The sequence below is a fragment of the Planococcus liqunii genome, assembly GCF_030413595.1.
GTDB lineage: Bacteria > Bacillota > Bacilli > Bacillales_A > Planococcaceae > Planococcus > Planococcus liqunii.
Genome location: NZ_CP129238.1, coordinates 2,543,389 through 2,561,223, shown reverse-complemented (window position 1 = coordinate 2,561,223; position 17,835 = coordinate 2,543,389). Strand labels below are relative to the sequence as shown.

The following is a 17,835-nucleotide window of genomic DNA, read 5'->3' as shown; positions in this document are numbered from 1 at the left end:
AATGGATTTGTTGATTAAAAACGTCAAGGTACTGGAAAACGGAGAAATGAACGCAAAAGATGTGCGGGTGGTACAAGGGAAGATCGGAGAGATCGGTACAGAATTATCTTCCAAAGGCGAAACCCAAATCGACGGCAAGGGCCGGATAATCGCACCGGGATTTGTAGACGTTCACGTACATTTGCGTGAACCGGGCGGCGAGCAAAAAGAAACAATCGAAAGCGGGACGAAATCAGCAGCCAAAGGCGGCTACACGACAATCTGTGCGATGCCGAATACGCGGCCGGTGCCGGATACGAAAGAAAACCTGCAGCATGTCAACGCTTTGATTGAAAAAAATGCGCTTATCCGAGTTTTGCCGTATGCTTCCATCACCATCCGGGAAGCCGGAAAAGAACGCACGAACCTGCAGGAGTTGAAAGACAACGGCGCTTTCGCCTTCACCGATGACGGCGTCGGCATCCAGCAGGCAGGCATGATGTACGAAACGATGCTGGACGCAGCCAAAATCAATATGCCAGTCGTCGCCCATTGCGAAGACAACAGCCTGATCTACGACGGCGTTATGCACGAAGGAAAACGCAGTGCTGAACTTGGCTTGAAAGGCATACCGTCGATTGCGGAATCGGTGCATATTGCACGCGATATTCTGCTTGCAGAAGCAGCGGGCGCCCATTACCACGTCTGCCACGTTTCCACGAAAGAATCCGTACGCGTCATCCGAGATGCGAAACGGGCAGGCGTGCGCGTGACTGCCGAAGTGACGCCGCACCATTTGTTGCTGAGTGAAGACGATATTCCAGAAGACGACGCCAACTGGAAAATGAACCCGCCGCTGCGGGCAAAAGAAGATTTAGAAGCGCTGCACGAAGGCTTAATGGACGGCACGCTCGACTTTATTGCGACGGACCATGCACCGCACACCATGGAAGAAAAGGCGCACGGCATGGACAAAGCGCCGTTTGGCATCGTCGGATTTGAAACAGCGTTTCCGCTGCTGTATACAAAGTTTGTTGAAACCGGCAAATGGACGCTTCAGCAATTGATCGACTGGCTGACGGTCAAACCGAGTGAAACATTCGGCTTGCCGTACGGCACACTCGAAATGGGCCAAGCAGCAGACCTGGTGCTCTTGGACCTGGAAAAAGCACAAGCCATCAATGCCGATGAATTTTTATCAAAAGGAAAAAATACCCCATTCGGCGGCTGGAGCTGCACTGGATGGCCGGCACTGACAATCTACGGCGGACAAATCGTATGGCAGGAGGAGACAAACTAATGAAACGTTATTTGATCTTAGAGGACGGTACTGTATTTGAAGGCACAGCATTCGGCAGCGACAGCGCTTCAGTCGGCGAAGTGGTGTTTAACACGAGCATGACCGGCTATCAGGAAATTTTATCGGATCCTTCCTACTGCGGCCAGATTGTCACAATGACTTATCCATTAATCGGTAATTACGGCATCAACAGTGACGATTTTGAATCGATCGAGCCGGCTGTAAAAGGCATGGTCGTCCGCGAAATGGCGGAATTTCCGTCAAACTTCCGATGCAACACGACACTCGATGAGTTGTTTCGCACGAAAAACATTCCGGGAATTGCGGAAATCGATACGCGCAAACTGACGCGGCTGATTCGCTCGAAAGGATCCATCAAAGGCATTTTGACAGCAGCCGGCGAAGAAGTGAATGTCGCGGAAGTGGTAGCGGAACTGCAAGCGGCGCAATTGCCGCATAACCAAGTGGCGCAAGTTTCCACAGTCCGTCCTTATCCAAGCCCGGGACGCGGCAAACGGGTAGTGCTGATCGACTACGGCATGAAGCACGGCATTTTGCGTGAACTGAACAAACGCGACTGCGACGTGATCGTCGTGCCTTACAACACAACAGCACAGGAGATTCTTGCCTGGGGGCCGGACGGCATCATGCTGTCAAACGGACCGGGAGACCCGAAAGACGTCGAAGAGTGCGTGGCTGTGGTCCGTGAACTGCTTGGCCAAGTGCCGATTTTCGGCATCTGCCTCGGACACCAGTTGTTTGCACGGGCGTGCGGCGCCGGGACATTCAAACTGAAATTTGGCCACCGCGGCGGCAACCATCCGGTAAAAGATTTGACGACCGGAAGAGTGGAAATCACGTCTCAGAACCACGGTTATGCCGTGGATGAAGAAACCTTGAAAGGCACTCGCCTGAAAGTAACGCATCGAGCGATCAATGACGGCACAAACGAAGGGCTGGCTCATCTGGACTACCCGGCATTCACTGTTCAATACCATCCGGAATCATCGCCTGGACCGGAAGATTCCAATTACCTGTTTGACCGTTTTATCGACATCATGAGCGCAACTCGAAAGGAGCAGCAATATGCCTAAAAGACAAGACATCCAAAGTATCCTCGTAATCGGATCCGGTCCCATTGTGATCGGACAAGCTGCAGAATTTGACTATGCCGGAACACAAGCCTGCCTGGCGTTAAAAGAAGAAGGCTACCGCGTCATCTTGATCAACTCCAATCCGGCAACGATCATGACCGATACTGAAATCGCCGATAAAGTGTATATCGAACCGATTACACTGGATTTTGTCAGCCGCATTCTCCGGAAAGAACGTCCGGATGCACTGCTTCCGACGCTTGGCGGACAGACGGGGCTAAATATGGCCATCGAATTGGACGAGTCCGGAATTCTCGATGAACTGAACATTGAAATCTTGGGGACAAAACTGGAAGCCATCCACAAAGCGGAAGACCGCGATTTGTTCCGCACCTTAATGAATGAACTGGGCGAACCGGTTCCGGATTCGGACATCATCCATAACTTGGACGAAGCCCAAATTTTCGTTGAACGCGTCGGCTTCCCGGTGATTGTCCGCCCGGCGTTTACACTTGGCGGGACAGGCGGCGGCATCTGCCAAACGCAGGAGGAACTGCAGGAAATCGTCACGAGCGGCTTGAAATACAGCCCCGTCACACAGTGCCTGCTCGAGAAATCGATTGCCGGCATGAAAGAAATTGAATACGAAGTGATGCGCGACGCCAACGATACAGCGATCGTCGTCTGCAATATGGAAAACATCGACCCGGTCGGCATCCATACCGGCGATTCAATTGTCGTAGCGCCGAGCCAAACTTTGTCGGACCGGGAATACCAGATGCTGCGCAATGTCTCGCTGAAAATCATCCGTGCCCTGAAAATCGAAGGCGGCTGCAACGTCCAGCTGGCACTCGATCCTTACAGCTTCCAGTACTACATCATCGAAGTGAACCCGCGCGTCAGCCGTTCCTCAGCGCTGGCTTCCAAAGCGACGGGCTATCCGATTGCCAAACTCGCAGCAAAAATTGCAGTCGGTTTGACGCTTGATGAAATGATCAACCCGGTAACGGGGCGCACATATGCCTCGTTCGAACCGGCACTCGATTATGTAGTAGCAAAAATTCCGCGCTGGCCGTTCGACAAGTTTGAATCGGCAAAACGCAACTTGGGCACACAAATGAAAGCAACCGGAGAAGTCATGGCGATGGGCCGTTCATTTGAAGAGGCGATTCTAAAAGCTGTCCGCTCCCTTGAAACCGGCCAGTTCCATCTTGCTTTGAAAAATGCAGACGCCATGAGCGATGAATGGATCCAAAAACGGATTTGCCGTGCAGGCGATGAGCGTTTGTTCTTTATCGGAGAAGCCCTTCGCCGCGGCGTGACGATCGAAACGATCCACAGCTGGAGCCAAATTGACTTGTTCTTCTTGAAAAAATTCGAAAATATCGTCCAGTTTGAGAATGTGCTGAAAGAAAACCGCTTTGACTTTGCGGCAGCGAAAAAAGCGAAGCGGATGGGCTTTGCGGATATCACAATTGCCAAGCTCTGGGAAACCACTGCGCAGGAAGTCTACAACTGGCGCAAAGAACAGAAATTGATGCCAGTCTATAAAATGGTCGATACGTGCGCCGCGGAATTTGAATCGGAAACGCCGTATTTCTACGGCACTTACGAAGATGAAAATGAATCGATCCGCACCGAAAAAGAAAGCATCATCGTCCTTGGGTCAGGCCCGATCCGCATTGGCCAAGGCGTCGAATTCGATTATGCTACGGTACATTCTGTCTGGGCCATCAAAGAAGCAGGGTACGAAGCAATCATCATCAACAACAATCCGGAAACAGTTTCCACCGACTTCTCCATATCGGATAAATTGTACTTCGAGCCGCTGACGGTTGAAGACGTCATGCACATCATTGAAATCGAACAGCCAAAAGGCGTGGTCGTGCAGTTTGGCGGCCAGACGGCCATCAATTTGGCAGACAAGCTGGAACAAAACGGCGTAAAAATTCTCGGTACGTCTCTGGAAGACCTGGACCGTGCAGAAAACCGCAATAAATTCGAAGCGGCCCTGCATGAAATCGGCATTCCGCAGCCGCTCGGAAAAACTGCGGTTTCGGCGCAAGAAGCGGTGGTCATCGCTTCAGACATCGGCTATCCGGTACTCGTCCGCCCGTCCTACGTCCTCGGAGGAAGAGCCATGGAAATCGTCTACAACGAAAAGGACCTGCGCCATTATATGGAGCACGCCGTGGAAGCGAGTCCGGAACATCCGGTGCTGGTCGACCGGTACTTGACGGGAATCGAAATCGAAGTCGACGCCATTTCGGACGGAGAAAACGTTCTGATTCCGGGCATCATGGAACATATCGAACGTGCCGGCGTCCACTCGGGCGATTCGATTGCGGTCTATCCGACGCAGAATATCTCACAGGAACTGCTGGACACCCTGGTCGATTACACGACCCGCCTGGCAAAAGGCTTGAACATTGTCGGCTTGTTGAACATCCAGTACGTCATTTCAAAAGGCGAAGTGTTCGTCATCGAAGTGAATCCGCGCTCAAGCCGGACGGTGCCGTTCATGAGCAAGATTACCGCCATCCCGATGGCCAATATCGCCATGAAGGCGATTCTGGGCCACAGCATCACGGACCAGGGCTTCACCCCGGGGCTTGCGCCGCTTTCAAAAGGGGTCTATGTGAAAGTGCCGGTATTCTCATTTGCGAAACTGCGCCGTGTCGACATCACGCTTGGGCCAGAGATGAAATCGACAGGCGAAGTGATGGGGAAAGACTCCACGCTTGAAAAAGCCCTTTACAAAGGACTTGTAGCAGCCGGTATGGAAATCAAAGACCACGGTTCCGTGCTAATGACAATTTCGGATAAAGACAAAATGGAAGCGGTCGGTTTGGCGAGACGCTTCACGGCAATCGGCTACCATATCCTGGCGACCGAAGGAACTGCGAAATCGCTGGAACAGGCAGGCATCCGGGTAACGACAATTGGCAAGATCGGTTCAGAAGGCAAGACCTTGATCGATGTGATCCAAAACGGCGATGCCCAGCTGGTCATCAACACCTTGACGCGAGGCAAACAGCCGGAGCGGGACGGGTTCCGCATCCGACGCGAATCAGTGGAAAACGGCGTACCGTGCTTGACGTCGCTCGACACAGCGGAAGCGATGCTGCGCGTCATCGAATCGATGACCTTCTCAGCAGAAGAAATGGGAGCTGGCGTATGATCAAACAAGAGCGAATGGTTGTCACCAACCAACAGGAAATTGCCCATCATATTTTCGAATTGACGGTGCAAGGCGAATTGACCGGGGAAATGAAAGCCCCCGGGCAGTTTGTCCACGTGCGGGTAGCGGACAGCTTTGAACCGCTGCTGCGCCGTCCGATTTCGGTGGCTTCGATTGATTACGAAAGCAATCAATTCACCATGATCTACCGGGCAGAAGGCAGAGGGACCACTTTGCTGTCCGAGAAAAAAGCCGGCGATACTGTCGATATCCTCGGGCCGCTCGGCAACGGCTTCCCGGTGGAACAAGCCAAACAGAAAGCCTACTTGATTGGCGGAGGCATCGGGGTTCCGCCGCTTTATGAACTGGCGAAAGAGCTGAACGCAAAAGGCATCGAAACGGTTCATATCCTCGGCTTTGAAAGCAAAGGAGCAGTGTTCTATGAAGACAAATTCCGTGCACTCGGAGATACGCATATTGCGACAGTTGACGGCTCTCACGGAACCCAGGGATTTGTCACTCATATCCTGAATGAACTGCCGAAGGATTTTGATACGTATTACAGCTGCGGACCGACGCCGATGCTTGAAGCCGTACAATGGGCGTATCCGGAAAAACAGGGCTTCCTGTCCTACGAACAGCGCATGGGCTGCGGCATTGGTGCTTGTTTCGCCTGTGTTTGCCGGACAACAAAGAGTGAAACGGATTACATCAAAGTATGTTCGGATGGACCGGTATTTCCAGCGGGGGTAGTGATTTCATGACAAATTTAAACGTACAACTTCCAGGGCTTGATTTGAAAAACCCAATTATGCCGGCTTCCGGCTGCTTCGGTTTCGGCAAGGAATATTCACAGCTATACGATTTATCCGCGCTCGGCGCCATCATGATTAAAGCGACGACGGTCGAAACACGCCTCGGAAACCCGACGCCGCGAGTCGCCGAGACGGCTTCCGGCATGCTGAACGCCATCGGCCTCCAAAACCCGGGGCTTCAAAAAGTCCTCGGCGAAGAACTGCCGCGGCTCGAACAATACGACGTGCCGATCATCGCAAACGTCGCCGGCACCACAACGGAAGATTATGTAGAAGTGGCAAAAGCGATTTCGGAGTCTCCAAATGTCCATGCACTGGAAATCAATATTTCCTGCCCGAACGTCAAGCAGGGAGGCATCACATTCGGCACCGATCCCGACATCGCAAGGGAATTGACGCGAGCTGTCAAAGACGTGTCTTCGGTCCCGGTTTACATCAAATTATCCCCGAACGTCACCGATATCGTCTCGATTGCGAAAGCGGTGGAAGAAGGCGGCGCGGATGGCATCACGATGATCAACACGCTGCTCGGCATGCGCCTCGATGCCAAAACCGGGCGCCCGGTCATTGCCAATATCACAGGCGGCTTGTCCGGCCCCGCAGTCAAACCGGTGGCGCTCCGCATGGTGTATGAAGTGCGCAAACAAACCGAGTTGCCGATCATCGGAATGGGCGGAGTGGCAGATGTCAACGATGTCATCGACTTCTTGTCAGCCGGCGCCAATGCTGTAGCAGTCGGAACGGCGAACTTTGTCAATCCGTTCATATGTCCCGAAATCATCGGCCAGCTGCCGGGAAAACTGCATGAACTTGGATATGAATCCATAGAAGAACTTGTCGGAAGGAGCCACCGTCTGTGAATAAACCCATCATCGCGTTAGACTTTTCAACGAAACAACAAGTAGAGGACTTCCTGTTAAAGTTTGACGAACCGCTTTTTGTCAAAGTGGGCATGGAGCTTTTTTATCAGGAGGGGCCGGAACTGGTGCGCAGCATCAAAAGGATGGGCCATCAGATTTTCCTGGACCTGAAATTGCACGATATTCCGAATACCGTAGAAGCGGCTATGAGAGGCTTGGCAAAATTGGGGGTGGACTTGACGAATGTCCACGCAGCAGGCGGCTTTGACATGATGCAGGCGGCTAAACGCGGGCTGGAAGGCAGCGACACGAAGCTGATTGCGGTCACCCAACTGACGTCGACTGACGAAAACCAGATGCACGAAGACCAGCTCATTTATGTCAGCCTGGAAGAATCGGTGCTGCATTACGCCAAGCAGGCCAAACGTGCAGGACTCGACGGTGTGGTCTGTTCGGTACTGGAAGCAAGCGGCATCAAAGATGCGTGCGGCGAAGAATTTTTGAAAGTCACACCGGGCATCCGCTTGGCAGACGGCGCAGCGGACGACCAGAAACGGGTCTCAACGCCCGCAAAGGCCCGTGAGCAAGGCTCGACGCATATCGTTGTCGGACGTGCCATTACAAAATCGCCTGATCCGGCGGCAAGCTACCGCCAAATCAAAAACGAATGGAGCGGCCAATAATGAAACAGCATATCGCAAGACAATTACTCAATATCGGTGCAGTCGAACTGCGCCCGCAAGATCCGTTCACCTGGGCATCAGGCATCAAATCGCCGATTTACTGCGACAACCGCCTGACAATGTCGTACCCTGCGGTTCGGAAAGAGATCGCTAAAGGATTGGCAGGGTTGATTCAGGAATCCTATCCGGACTGTGAAGTGGTCGCAGGAACGGCAACCGCCGGAATTCCGCATGCTGCCTGGGTCAGCGACTTGCTGGACTTGCCGATGGTTTACGTGCGTTCAAAAGCGAAAGAGCACGGCCAGGGCAATATGATTGAAGGCAAAGTCGAACCTGGCAAAAAAGTCGTGGTCGTGGAAGATTTAATCTCAAAAGGCGGCTCCGTCCTGCAGGCAGCAGAAGGCTTAAAAGCAGCCGGCTTTGACGTGCTCGGCATCGTCGCAATTTTTACATACGATTTGCCGCAGTCGATCCAAGCAATTACCGGCGCCGGCTTTACATTCCATACGCTGACCAACTTCCCTGCGCTGGTCGAAGAAGCGGTGGAAATGAACGCCATTTCAGAAGAAGATCTGCCGATGCTCGCCGATTGGCATGAAAGTTTGAAAGCTGGAACTTTGCGAGGCTGACCTTTAGGTCGGCTTTTTTTAGTTGCGGACAGTAAAAGGGCATTTTCGGACAGTATATGCGGCTCAGTGGACAGTATTTACTCCCGAACGGACAGTAAGTAAAAAATTTTAATATACCCGTTGACAATTTTCTGAAAATAAAATACGATGTAGTTAACTACTTGGCTACGCAAGGTAGCTAATTTTTAACGTCGGTATCTTGTTTTGCCAAGTACCGTAAAGGAGGACAAAAAGATGGCGAGCAGAAGCCAATTATTGAAAGGGGTACTGGATGCATGCGTCATGGCGGTAGTGGAGGCGGAACCGGTTTATGGCTACGAATTGTCGCAGAAGCTGCAGCAGATCGGGCTGCCGGACATCAGTGACGGCACCATTTATCCTGTACTGCTGCGGCTACAGAAAAACGGCTTTATCAAAGGGGAAATGCGGCCTTCTGCATCCGGGCCGAACCGCAAGTATTATTTCTTGACCGACAACGGCAAAGAAGAGCTTGAAGAAATTTCGGAAGAATGGCGCCAGATTGCAGCACCAGTCAGTGAATTACTGAAAAGGGGTGGAATACAATGAGGATGACAGATGAATTGATTGAACAGAACAACAACAAGCGGGAAGACTTAAGCGAGGAAAATTTGGCGGTTTACGAGGATTTCCTGGTGTATGTCCGGACCGACCTGCGGATTGACGAACATGCCAGCGAAGAAGTGCTAATGGATTTGCTTGATCATTTGCTCGAAGGGCAGCAATACGGGAAGTCAGCGGCTGAAGTTTTCGGGAGCAATCCAAAAGCCTATGCCGATGAACTGATTGAAAATTTGCCGCATGAGAAAAAGCGCAGTTCCGCTTTATTCGCCATCTCACAAGTCGCGGGAATGGCCGGCTGGTTCAGTTTGACCTATGGGGTCATAAATCTGCTAATTTCTTTGTTCAAACCCGTAGAGACCGACGTATCGCTTGGCCATTTGCTTAGCTTGTTGATCGTTATTACGGGAATTGGTTTTGTCGGCGTGGTGCTGTTTTTCAAAATAATCCGCTCCACGTTGTTCAAACCTAAGAAAAAACCGCTCAGCGGCTATGTAACAGCCGGTTTGGCAGGCGGAGGAGCGTTTGCTGTGATGATGCTCGCCGTCATTCTGATTCCGGAATTTGGTCCTGTAATTTCGATCGAATGGTGGATGTATACAATCGGTGGGCTTCTGCTTCTCGCTGCTTCGAAAATATTCAGCGGCTTTTCGAGAAAATGACTGATTTCGTGTATGATGGAGCAAAGACCATCTTTTGGCAGAAGGGATGAAATCGATGCAAAGTCAGCAGAAAATCAATGAATGGAAGCAGCAATACCCGTTATTGCAAAACATCATATCTTTAAAACCGGTGATTTGGCAAAATCCTAAATTAACCGAAATGGCGGAACTTCCCGAACTTCCAGTTTCTCTGGAGGATATGGAACAGGCAGAATCGCTATGGCAGCGATTTGCCCCTTATTTGGCGAAAGAATTTTCGGACGCGGAGCCGTCCGACGGCATCATTGAATCACCGGTCCGCAAAATTCCGAAAATGCAGGAAGCGCTGAATGCTTATTACCACACTGAAGTCCACGGGACCCTTTACTTGAAATGTGACAACGAGCTGCCGATTGCAGGATCCGTCAAAGCACGGGGCGGCGTTTATGAAGTGCTGTATCATGCCGAGCAATTGGCGATGAAAGAAGGGCTTCTGAAGGAAGAAGACAGTTACGAATTGTTTTCAAAACCGGCGTTCAAACAATTTTTCAGCAATTACTCGATCGGCGTCGGATCTACTGGAAACCTTGGGCTCAGCATTGGAATTGTCGGTGCACGGCTCGGCTTCAAGACTTCCGTTTACATGTCAGCGGATGCCAAGCAATGGAAGAAAGATTTGCTGCGCGCAAACGGAGCCATCGTCCACGAATGTGCCGGCGATTTCAGTGAAGCGGTCTCGCTTGGCAGGGCACAGACCGAAACGGATGCCAATGCGTATTTTGTCGATGATGAGAAATCAAAGCATTTGTTCCTTGGCTATAGTGTGGCAGCATTCCGTTTGAAAAAGCAGCTCGAAGAAGCACAGATTACAGTCGATGCAAGCCATCCTTTATTCGTCTATTTGCCATGCGGCGTAGGCGGTGCACCGGGCGGCATCACATTCGGCTTGAAGCAAGTATTTGGTGATGCCGTCCATTGCTTTTTCGTGGAACCGACCCATTCGCCGGCAGTTTTGATCGGTTTATTGACCGGCGAAAAAGACAAAGTGAGCGTCCAGGACTTCGGCATTGATAACCGGACAGAAGCGGACGGCCTGGCAGTAGGGCGGCCATCAAGCTTTGCCTCTGTAACCAGTGAAAAGCTGGTCAGCGGCATTTACACTTTGGAAGATGATGAACTGTTCAAACTGCTGGCAATGCTTGCAGACACGGAAGGTATTTTTGTTGAACCATCTGCTACTGCCGGATTGATCGGACCAGGGCAAGTAATGGAAACATCTTATTTCGGAGATTACGGCTTGAAGGAAGGGAATGCCACCCATCTTGTCTGGGCAACCGGCGGAGCTTTTGTTCCTCAGGCAGACAGGGACCGTTTTTACCAAAAAGGCAAAGCGCTATTGTAAGCAAAAAAGTTCTGGCAAGAAGGAGTGTTTGAAATGGATTTGTCGTGGATATTCGTCCTAGCTGGTGCACTTCTTGCAGCAGGATATCTGGTTTATGGGATGATGGACAGCCGCTTGAAAGCGATGGAAAAACAACTGGCTGATATGCAGAAAACCATCGCGGCCATCCATAAGGGTGAACCCTTGAAGGAACCGTCGGTCAATGAGGGGCTGCGGCAACTATTACAGGATGGAAAAGATGTAGAGGCAATCAAAATGGCCCGTGAACATTTGGGATTGTCGCTATTGGAAGCTAAAAAATACGTTGATTCGCTCAACAGCAGCAATTAACAAATCGAAATCCTGTCTCCTGTAAAGGGGCAGGATTTTTTCTGCAAATACAGGAAAATCCATAATAAAAGCTTTAACCGCCAAGTAGGAGATTTCTGAATTCAAGTGAAGGAATTGAAGAAACTTTACCGAATACTTAGGATAGTAAATTTTAGCAGAAGGGAGGGGACAAAATGGGTTTGCAGATAAAAGAGATTTATGTCAACTTGCCAGTCAAAGACTTGGAAAAATCGAAGGGCTTTTTCAACAGCCTCGGCTTTGAATTTCATCCGGAAATGACGGATGAAAAAGGTGCTTGCATGATTGCGGGAGAAAATATCTTTGTCATGCTGCTGACGGAACCGTTTTTTAAGACATTTACGAAAAAAGAGCTGACAGATGCAACAAGCACCACTGAAGTGATTACGGCGATTTCAGCAGACAGCCGGGAAGCGGTCGATGAAATGGTCAATAAAGCGCTCGCTGCAGGCGGCAAGGCGTCAAACGACAAGATGGACGATGAGTATATGTATGGCTGGAGTTTCCAGGACCTGGACGGCCATTTGTGGGAAGTCATGTACATGGAGCAAAATTGAATATGCATTGAAAAAGCCAAGAGCTGCTTACGGATAATGCAGATTTTGGCTTTTTTTGATGTATTGAAGTTAAAAAAATTCCTGCCAACCAAACGGTTTTTCTGTTTATTTCATTCGTTTTGCCTCCTGCCATTAAAGTTTAATTTCACTTAATATTTATTTCCTGCTTTCAACTGTTTTTTTCCATTTAAACATTATAAGTATGAAATTATTTTCCAATTTTAGAAACTTACTTTGTTCTATTTCGTAAAGCTATATAGATACATAAAATATGGAGGTGTTTTTTTGTCAAAGCCGGCAACAGCTATGCAATTAATTAATCTTAAGAAAACGATTGGCAAAAAGCCGATCATTAAAGGATTGAGCTTTGAGATACGTGCAGGAGAAGTATTTGGGTTTCTTGGGCCGAACGGCGCGGGAAAAACGACGACGATCCGTATGATGGTCGGATTGATGGATATTACAGAAGGCGACGTGTTAATCGAAGGAAAAAGCATTAAAAAAGATTACAAAGAAGCCATCCGCCATGTCGGGGCAATCGTGGAAAATCCTGAAATGTATCCGTTTATGAGCGGCTTGAAAAATTTACAGCATTTTGCCCGCATGTTGGACGGAATTACACCCGAACGCATTCAGGAAGTGGTGTCACTGGTCGGTTTGGAAAAAGCAATCCATGAAAAAGCGGGGCGCTATTCATTGGGGATGCGGCAGCGTCTTGGAATTGCGCAGGCATTGCTGCACCGCCCGTCTATTCTAATTCTCGATGAACCGACCAATGGACTCGACCCATCGGGCATCCGCGAAATTCGAAAGTATATACGCAACCTGGCGGAAAAGGAAAATGTTGCGGTCATCGTGTCCAGCCATTTATTATCCGAAATTGAATTAATGTGCGACCGGATCGGCATTATCAAAAATGGTGAATTGGTTGCGATTGAAGCGGTTAGAACGACGGAAAATCAAAGTGAGATGAAAGATGTCCATATTGAAGTTCTGCCCCTCGAACCGGCAAAGGATTTTCTGGAAGCGCAAACGGCCCAAAAAGTGAATATCCATAAAAAAGAACTCGTCCTATCCTTGACAAAAGATCAAATTCCTCAAGTACTGAAAGAATTGATTCAAAAAGGGATGGATGTTTACGGAGTGCGTGTGCTTCAGTCAACTTTGGAAGACAAATTCTTTGATTTGATAGGGGAGAATACAATTGAGTAATTTTCTGAAACTGATATGGAATGAGCAAATCAAACTGTATTCACAGAAATCTGCCTGGATCATGATAGCCTTTATTGCGGTCGTTGCTTTGGCTGGTGCATTGATTTATACGTTCATGGATTCTGGAACTTTGCAGACTGAATACGGAGAAGACTGGAAAACGGAACTGCAGGAAGAAAATGCTGAGCTGTCCGCAGAGATGGAGCAGGATGAATTTGCGGCCTTTGAAAACCCGATGTTGATTGAGAAAAATAATTATTACCTTGAAAATAACATTAAACCTCAGCCCTATGATGCGTGGGAATATGTTCTTGAAAACGCCATGCTGTCTTCGCTGCTCAGTTTGTTCACCATTATTGTAGCCGCTGGCATCGTGGCGAATGAATTTAAATGGGGAACCATTAAACTGCTGCTGATCCGTCCGATATCCCGGACTAAGATTTTGCTGGCGAAATACCTGTCGGTGCTGGTGTTCGCAGGAACCTTGCTTCTAGCGCTTCTTGTTTTCTCCTGGATTGTCGGGGCACTGTTCTTTGGCGTGAATGGGCTTTCTCCTGATATTGTCATCACGACTGCAGAAGGCTATGCGGAAAGAAATGCTATCAATGAAATCTTGATGTCCTATGGCCTGAAGATGATCACGCTGATCATGATGGCGACGTTCGCATTTATGATTTCAACGATTTTCAGAAGCAGCGCTATGGCAATTGGACTGTCTATCTTCTTAATGATGGCGGGAAGTGCCATCGTTTCATTTGTTTCCCAATATGAATGGTCGAAATATATTTTGTTCGCCAATACGAATCTGTCCCAGTATTTTAATGGTGCTCAACCGATAGTCGAAGGAATGACGTTGACCTTCTCGGTCGTTGTATTGGCCGTTTATTTTGCTGCGTTCATGGTGGCTGCCTGGGTGGCTTTTACAAAACGAGATGTAACAGGGCATTAATAAGAAGTATGGAATTTCCACATAAAAAACGAACTAGACTTCCAGTTGGAGGTCCAGTTCGTTTTTTTGTTACAGGTAGTCCGCATACCGCTTCTCTAAATAGTTTTGCAGGATGGTCATGACAGAACAAATCGCCCAGTAAATCAGCGATACCAAAATCAGCAGCGTCAACAAGTCGTATTCGCGTGCACCGACGACGCGCGCTTTTTGAAAGACTTCCGGCACGGTGATCATGGCAGCAAGAGAAGACGCTTTAATCAAATCCAGGTAGATATTCGAAAGCGGAGGCACCGCAATGCGTACTGACTGCGGCAAAATGATGCGCCGCATGGTCTGCCAATAAGTCAGGCCGAGGGCAGTGGAAGATTCCCATTGCCCTTTGTCGACAGAAGCCAGTGAAGAACGGAACACTTCAGCCACATAAGCAGCGCAGTTAATGGTAAAACCGATCAAAGCAGCCTGCAAAGCGGTAAATTCAACACCGATGACGGGCAGGGCAAAATACAGCAAAAACAGGATGACCAAGATCGGTACGCCCCGCATAAAGGAGATGTAAAGGCGTGCCGGCCATTGAAGCAGTACAAGTTTGGATGTGCGTGCAAGTGCCAGAAAAAAACCGATGAACAAGGCGAGCACCATGCTGACGATGGAAATGAGCAAGGTGTACCAAATGCCTTCCAATACGTATGGAAGAGACTCTATGGCCAGTTGCGGGTCAAAGAGCAGCCCCCATTCGATGTCACTCATATATAAACCTCCAATTTGCTTACTCGATGTCCGGTTTTACAGACACGTCCGCACCGCCGAAAAAATCGGCAGAGATTTCAGAAATGGTGCCATCGGACAGCATTTCTTCCAATGTTTTGTTGACGTTTTCAGCAAGTTCTTTATTGTCTTTGTTCATGACAAGGCCAACTTCCGATGGACTGTATTTGATGTCCGGGTGAATTGTGATATTCAATTCAGGAAAAGCCGCAACGCCAAATGTCGACAAATAATAATCGTTCAAGATGACGTCTGTACGTCCGATGGACACATCACGCAAATAGACTTCGTTTGTTGCATTGTCATACGTTACTTCTTCCGCGCCGTAGCTGCGTGCAATTTCCATATAGATGGAGGTGGATGCGCCAGCGGCTTTTTTGCCTTTCAAATCTTCCAATGTCTTGATGCCGGACAAATCATCTTTTCGGACAACGGCTGTCCCGTATGAATGTTTGATCGGCGTCGAGAAAATGAAATTATCCAGACGGTCTTCTGTAATTTCGATGTCATTGGCCGCAATGTCAATTTGGCCAGTGTTGACGCTGGTCAGCATTTCATCAAAGCCCAGTTCTTTAAATTCGATATCCAAATCTAGGCGCTTTCCGAGCTCGCGCACAACTTCCACTTCAAAGCCGGTCAATTCATCGGATTTCGGATCGCGGAACGAAGTCGCGAGAAGCGTACCGGAAGTGGCAACCGTCATAGAGCCTTGTTCCTGGATTTCGTCCCAAGCGGTTTTCGATTCAGCTGAGTCCGTTTTCGCGCTGTCAGAATTGCCGCAGCCGGCTAATAAGATCAACGATGCCGCCCCGATAGCAAGTAACCATTTCGGTTTAGTTGAAAAAGCTTTCATTATGTATACCCTCCTAAAAGTTAAGTCCTCTAAAAAGATAGCACTTACTTTGAGTTCAAGCAATCTCATAATTTATAAAATATTATTATTATGTAAACATAATATGTTGCAAAGCATATTTTCTATGAAACGGTGCGTATTTCTTTGTGAATGGAACGTATTTTAACCTTTATCGGGCGTATTCCAAATAAAAAAGGAAAGCCCGAGAGCTTTCCCATTTAACTTATTTTTTTAATTTGATGACCAAGTCTTCATCCGGTGTGACAAATACCGTTTTTTGTTCAAAGTAAATAACAAAGCCGGGCTTGGCGCCGTTCGGTTTTTTCACTTGGCGGACTTCGGTATAGTCGACCGGCACGGAACTTGATTCGCGCGCTTTGCTGAAATAGGCCGCAATTGTGGCGGCTTCCATAATTGTGGTTTCGTCCGGGTCATTGGAATGGATAATGACATGGGAGCCGGGAATGTCTTTTGTGTGCAGCCAAGTGTCGGATTTCGAAGCGACTTTAAACGTCACGTAATCATTTTGCTTGTTGTTTTTGCCGACTGAAATCGGTACGCCGGTGCTGGATACATATGGTTCAACGGACGGATTGGTCGGTTTTTTCTTTTTCTTCGATTTCTGGGCTTTCATGAAGCCTTGTTCTGCCAATTCTTCGCGAATTTCTTCAATGTCGGAGAGTCCGGCTTGTTGGACCTGCTGCATGAGCGTATCGAAATACGCAATGTCTTCTTCGGTTTTTTCAATTTGTTCCTGGGTTTTGACTAAAGCAGTTTTTGCTTTCTGGTAGCGGGAATAGTATTTTTGCGAGTTCTCAATCGGCGTTTTCCGCGGATCGAGGGCAATCGTTACTTTTTCATCGTTGTAGTAATTGTCGACTTCAATTTCTTTCGTGCCTTTGGTGATGCGGTGAATGTTCGCCATGATCAATTCGCCGTTCAATTGCAGCTGGTCCCGCTTTTCTGCCTGGTCCTGTTCTTTTTTCAATTTTTTCAGCTTCAGCTTCAGTTTGGCGATTTCGTTTTGCAGCCAGCGTTCCAAGTCGCCGGCTTGCTGCTTGACGCGGTCGCGTTCCGCTTTGGCATAGTACATGCGGTCCAGCAGTTCTCCGAGCGTCGGGAAAGTCATTTCAGCTTCGCCGATATGTGTCAATGGAGTTGCCGAGAACGAACTTTTGCCATCGAGTTCGATGTAATGGCCCGTCGGCTGCTCTTTTGAAAAGTCGGCTAGAAACTGTTCAGCGATTTCTTGGCTGTTTTCTCCTTGAGCCATGCGGTGATGGAGTTCACGCGCATTCAGCGGTGAAAAGCCGGAAAAGGTGCTGACCAATTCTTTTTCCGTTAACTCGGCCAGTTCGCCAGGTGCTGCAAAAGGATCTTTCTTTTCCTGTGAAGGCGGGAAGACGTAAGGTTGGCCCGGCAGTACGGTCCGGAACGAATTGACGCTCGGCGGCAAATGCTTCAGGCTGTCGAGGATCATATTCCGTTCAGAATCCACGAGGATGATGTTCGAATGGCGCCCCATGATTTCCACATGCAATTCGCGTTCAATATCATCGCCGATTTCATTTTTGCCGCGGATTTTCAAGATAATCAGCCGATCCATTTCGTGCTGGATGACGTCGGTGATCACGCCGCCTTCAATATGCTTGCGCAGCAGCATGCAAAACATCGGTGGTTCCGATGGATTGACGTTCGCCATCGCCGTCAAATGAATTCGTGAATAAGACGGGTGAATGGAAATCAATAATTTATGGTTCTTGCCTTGTGCACGAATTTGCAGCAGCAGTTCTAGCTGATTGGGCTGATGAACTTTTGAAATTCTGCCTGACACGAGCCCTTGAAGCTCACGCGTCATTGCTTTTGTAAATAATCCATCAAATGCCATTAAAAATCCCTCTTTCAAATCGTTTTGTTCCATCTTATCATTTTCCCGGTGTATTATGATATAATAAGACAGTTAGAAAGAAAACGAAGAACAAAGATCA

17 protein-coding genes are annotated in these 17,835 nt (G+C 48.9%); 14 read left to right on the top strand and 3 right to left on the bottom strand.

Going from position 1 to position 17,835, the window contains the following annotated elements; genetic code table 11:
• The first annotated feature begins 1 nt into the window (after position 1).
• The 14 genes from pyrC (at position 2) to QWY22_RS12890 (ending at position 14,229) form a co-directional block, all read left to right on the top strand.
• Positions 2-1,279 carry a dihydroorotase gene (pyrC, locus tag QWY22_RS12955; protein WP_300981258.1) on the top strand — a complete coding sequence of 426 codons (1,278 nt, stop codon included), beginning with the start codon at positions 2-4 and terminating at the stop codon, positions 1,277-1,279.
• Positions 1,279-2,373: a carbamoyl phosphate synthase small subunit gene (locus QWY22_RS12950; RefSeq protein ID WP_300981257.1), complete on the top strand. Its 1,095-nt coding sequence runs from the start codon at positions 1,279-1,281 to the stop codon at positions 2,371-2,373. Before pyrC ends, QWY22_RS12950 begins: the two co-directional genes overlap by 1 nt.
• Positions 2,366-5,554, top strand: a complete 3,189-nt coding sequence (gene carB / locus QWY22_RS12945) for a carbamoyl-phosphate synthase large subunit (RefSeq protein ID WP_300981256.1) — start codon at positions 2,366-2,368, stop codon at positions 5,552-5,554. Before QWY22_RS12950 ends, carB begins: the two co-directional genes overlap by 8 nt.
• A complete protein-coding gene (locus QWY22_RS12940; protein ID WP_300981255.1) occupies positions 5,551-6,318 on the top strand; it encodes a dihydroorotate dehydrogenase electron transfer subunit in 768 nt (255 codons plus the stop codon). The genes carB and QWY22_RS12940 overlap by 4 nt, the downstream gene beginning before the upstream one ends.
• Positions 6,315-7,229, top strand: a complete 915-nt coding sequence (locus QWY22_RS12935; protein WP_300981254.1) for a dihydroorotate dehydrogenase — start codon at positions 6,315-6,317, stop codon at positions 7,227-7,229. Before QWY22_RS12940 ends, QWY22_RS12935 begins: the two co-directional genes overlap by 4 nt.
• On the top strand, positions 7,226-7,912 hold the full coding sequence (pyrF, locus tag QWY22_RS12930; RefSeq protein ID WP_300981253.1) for an orotidine-5'-phosphate decarboxylase: 687 nt from the start codon (positions 7,226-7,228) through the stop codon (positions 7,910-7,912). Before QWY22_RS12935 ends, pyrF begins: the two co-directional genes overlap by 4 nt.
• Entirely contained in the window at positions 7,912-8,541 is a 630-nt protein-coding gene (pyrE, locus tag QWY22_RS12925) for an orotate phosphoribosyltransferase (protein WP_300981252.1), read from the top strand. The genes pyrF and pyrE overlap by 1 nt, the downstream gene beginning before the upstream one ends.
• A gap of 234 nt (positions 8,542-8,775) precedes the next feature.
• A complete protein-coding gene (locus tag QWY22_RS12920) occupies positions 8,776-9,108 on the top strand; it encodes a PadR family transcriptional regulator (protein WP_300981251.1) in 333 nt (110 codons plus the stop codon).
• On the top strand, positions 9,105-9,782 hold the full coding sequence (locus QWY22_RS12915; RefSeq protein WP_300981250.1) for a DUF1129 family protein: 678 nt from the start codon (positions 9,105-9,107) through the stop codon (positions 9,780-9,782). The genes QWY22_RS12920 and QWY22_RS12915 overlap by 4 nt, the downstream gene beginning before the upstream one ends.
• Before the next feature lie 55 nt (positions 9,783-9,837).
• Positions 9,838-11,163: a D-serine ammonia-lyase gene (gene dsdA, locus QWY22_RS12910; RefSeq protein WP_300981249.1), complete on the top strand. Its 1,326-nt coding sequence runs from the start codon at positions 9,838-9,840 to the stop codon at positions 11,161-11,163.
• Positions 11,164-11,196: 33 nt separating this feature from the next.
• The gene (locus QWY22_RS12905) at positions 11,197-11,493 is read left to right on the top strand and encodes a hypothetical protein (protein ID WP_300981248.1); all 297 of its coding nucleotides are present in this window, start codon (positions 11,197-11,199) and stop codon (positions 11,491-11,493) included.
• A gap of 173 nt (positions 11,494-11,666) precedes the next feature.
• Complete coding sequence (locus QWY22_RS12900; RefSeq protein ID WP_300981247.1) at positions 11,667-12,068, top strand: VOC family protein; 402 nt, start codon at positions 11,667-11,669, stop codon at positions 12,066-12,068.
• A gap of 285 nt (positions 12,069-12,353) precedes the next feature.
• A complete protein-coding gene (locus QWY22_RS12895) occupies positions 12,354-13,280 on the top strand; it encodes an ABC transporter ATP-binding protein (RefSeq protein ID WP_300981246.1) in 927 nt (308 codons plus the stop codon).
• The gene (locus QWY22_RS12890; protein ID WP_300981245.1) at positions 13,273-14,229 is read left to right on the top strand and encodes an ABC transporter permease; all 957 of its coding nucleotides are present in this window, start codon (positions 13,273-13,275) and stop codon (positions 14,227-14,229) included. The genes QWY22_RS12895 and QWY22_RS12890 overlap by 8 nt, the downstream gene beginning before the upstream one ends.
• Before the next feature lie 69 nt (positions 14,230-14,298).
• Here QWY22_RS12890 and QWY22_RS12885 read toward each other — a convergent pair whose 3' ends face one another.
• From QWY22_RS12885 to QWY22_RS12875, 3 genes are all read right to left on the bottom strand, one after another.
• The gene (locus tag QWY22_RS12885; RefSeq protein WP_300981244.1) at positions 14,299-14,976 is read right to left on the bottom strand and encodes an amino acid ABC transporter permease; all 678 of its coding nucleotides are present in this window, start codon (positions 14,974-14,976) and stop codon (positions 14,299-14,301) included.
• A gap of 19 nt (positions 14,977-14,995) precedes the next feature.
• On the bottom strand, positions 14,996-15,847 hold the full coding sequence (locus QWY22_RS12880; RefSeq protein ID WP_300981243.1) for a transporter substrate-binding domain-containing protein: 852 nt from the start codon (positions 15,845-15,847) through the stop codon (positions 14,996-14,998).
• Between the two features lie 223 nt (positions 15,848-16,070).
• Entirely contained in the window at positions 16,071-17,735 is a 1,665-nt protein-coding gene (locus QWY22_RS12875) for an Rqc2 family fibronectin-binding protein (protein WP_300984390.1), read from the bottom strand.
• Positions 17,736-17,835: the final 100 nt, after the last annotated feature.

Excerpts from the sequence above, each read along its gene's own strand:
- QWY22_RS12875 (WP_300984390.1), bottom strand. The coding sequence starts at position 17,735 with ATGGCATTTGATGGATTATTTACAAAAGCAATGACGCGTGAGCTTCAA.
- QWY22_RS12920 (WP_300981251.1), top strand. The coding sequence starts at position 8,776 with ATGGCGAGCAGAAGCCAATTATTGAAAGGGGTACTGGATGCATGCGTC.
- QWY22_RS12950 (WP_300981257.1), top strand. The coding sequence starts at position 1,279 with ATGAAACGTTATTTGATCTTAGAGGACGGTACTGTATTTGAAGGCACA.
- QWY22_RS12940 (WP_300981255.1), top strand. The coding sequence starts at position 5,551 with ATGATCAAACAAGAGCGAATGGTTGTCACCAACCAACAGGAAATTGCC.
- pyrE (WP_300981252.1), top strand. The coding sequence starts at position 7,912 with ATGAAACAGCATATCGCAAGACAATTACTCAATATCGGTGCAGTCGAA.
- QWY22_RS12885 (WP_300981244.1), bottom strand. The coding sequence starts at position 14,976 with ATGAGTGACATCGAATGGGGGCTGCTCTTTGACCCGCAACTGGCCATA.
- QWY22_RS12900 (WP_300981247.1), top strand. The coding sequence starts at position 11,667 with ATGGGTTTGCAGATAAAAGAGATTTATGTCAACTTGCCAGTCAAAGAC.
- pyrC (WP_300981258.1), top strand. The coding sequence starts at position 2 with ATGGATTTGTTGATTAAAAACGTCAAGGTACTGGAAAACGGAGAAATG.
- QWY22_RS12880 (WP_300981243.1), bottom strand. The coding sequence starts at position 15,847 with ATGAAAGCTTTTTCAACTAAACCGAAATGGTTACTTGCTATCGGGGCG.
- QWY22_RS12905 (WP_300981248.1), top strand. The coding sequence starts at position 11,197 with ATGGATTTGTCGTGGATATTCGTCCTAGCTGGTGCACTTCTTGCAGCA.
- QWY22_RS12935 (WP_300981254.1), top strand. The coding sequence starts at position 6,315 with ATGACAAATTTAAACGTACAACTTCCAGGGCTTGATTTGAAAAACCCA.
- carB (WP_300981256.1), top strand. The coding sequence starts at position 2,366 with ATGCCTAAAAGACAAGACATCCAAAGTATCCTCGTAATCGGATCCGGT.
- QWY22_RS12915 (WP_300981250.1), top strand. The coding sequence starts at position 9,105 with ATGAGGATGACAGATGAATTGATTGAACAGAACAACAACAAGCGGGAA.
- dsdA (WP_300981249.1), top strand. The coding sequence starts at position 9,838 with ATGCAAAGTCAGCAGAAAATCAATGAATGGAAGCAGCAATACCCGTTA.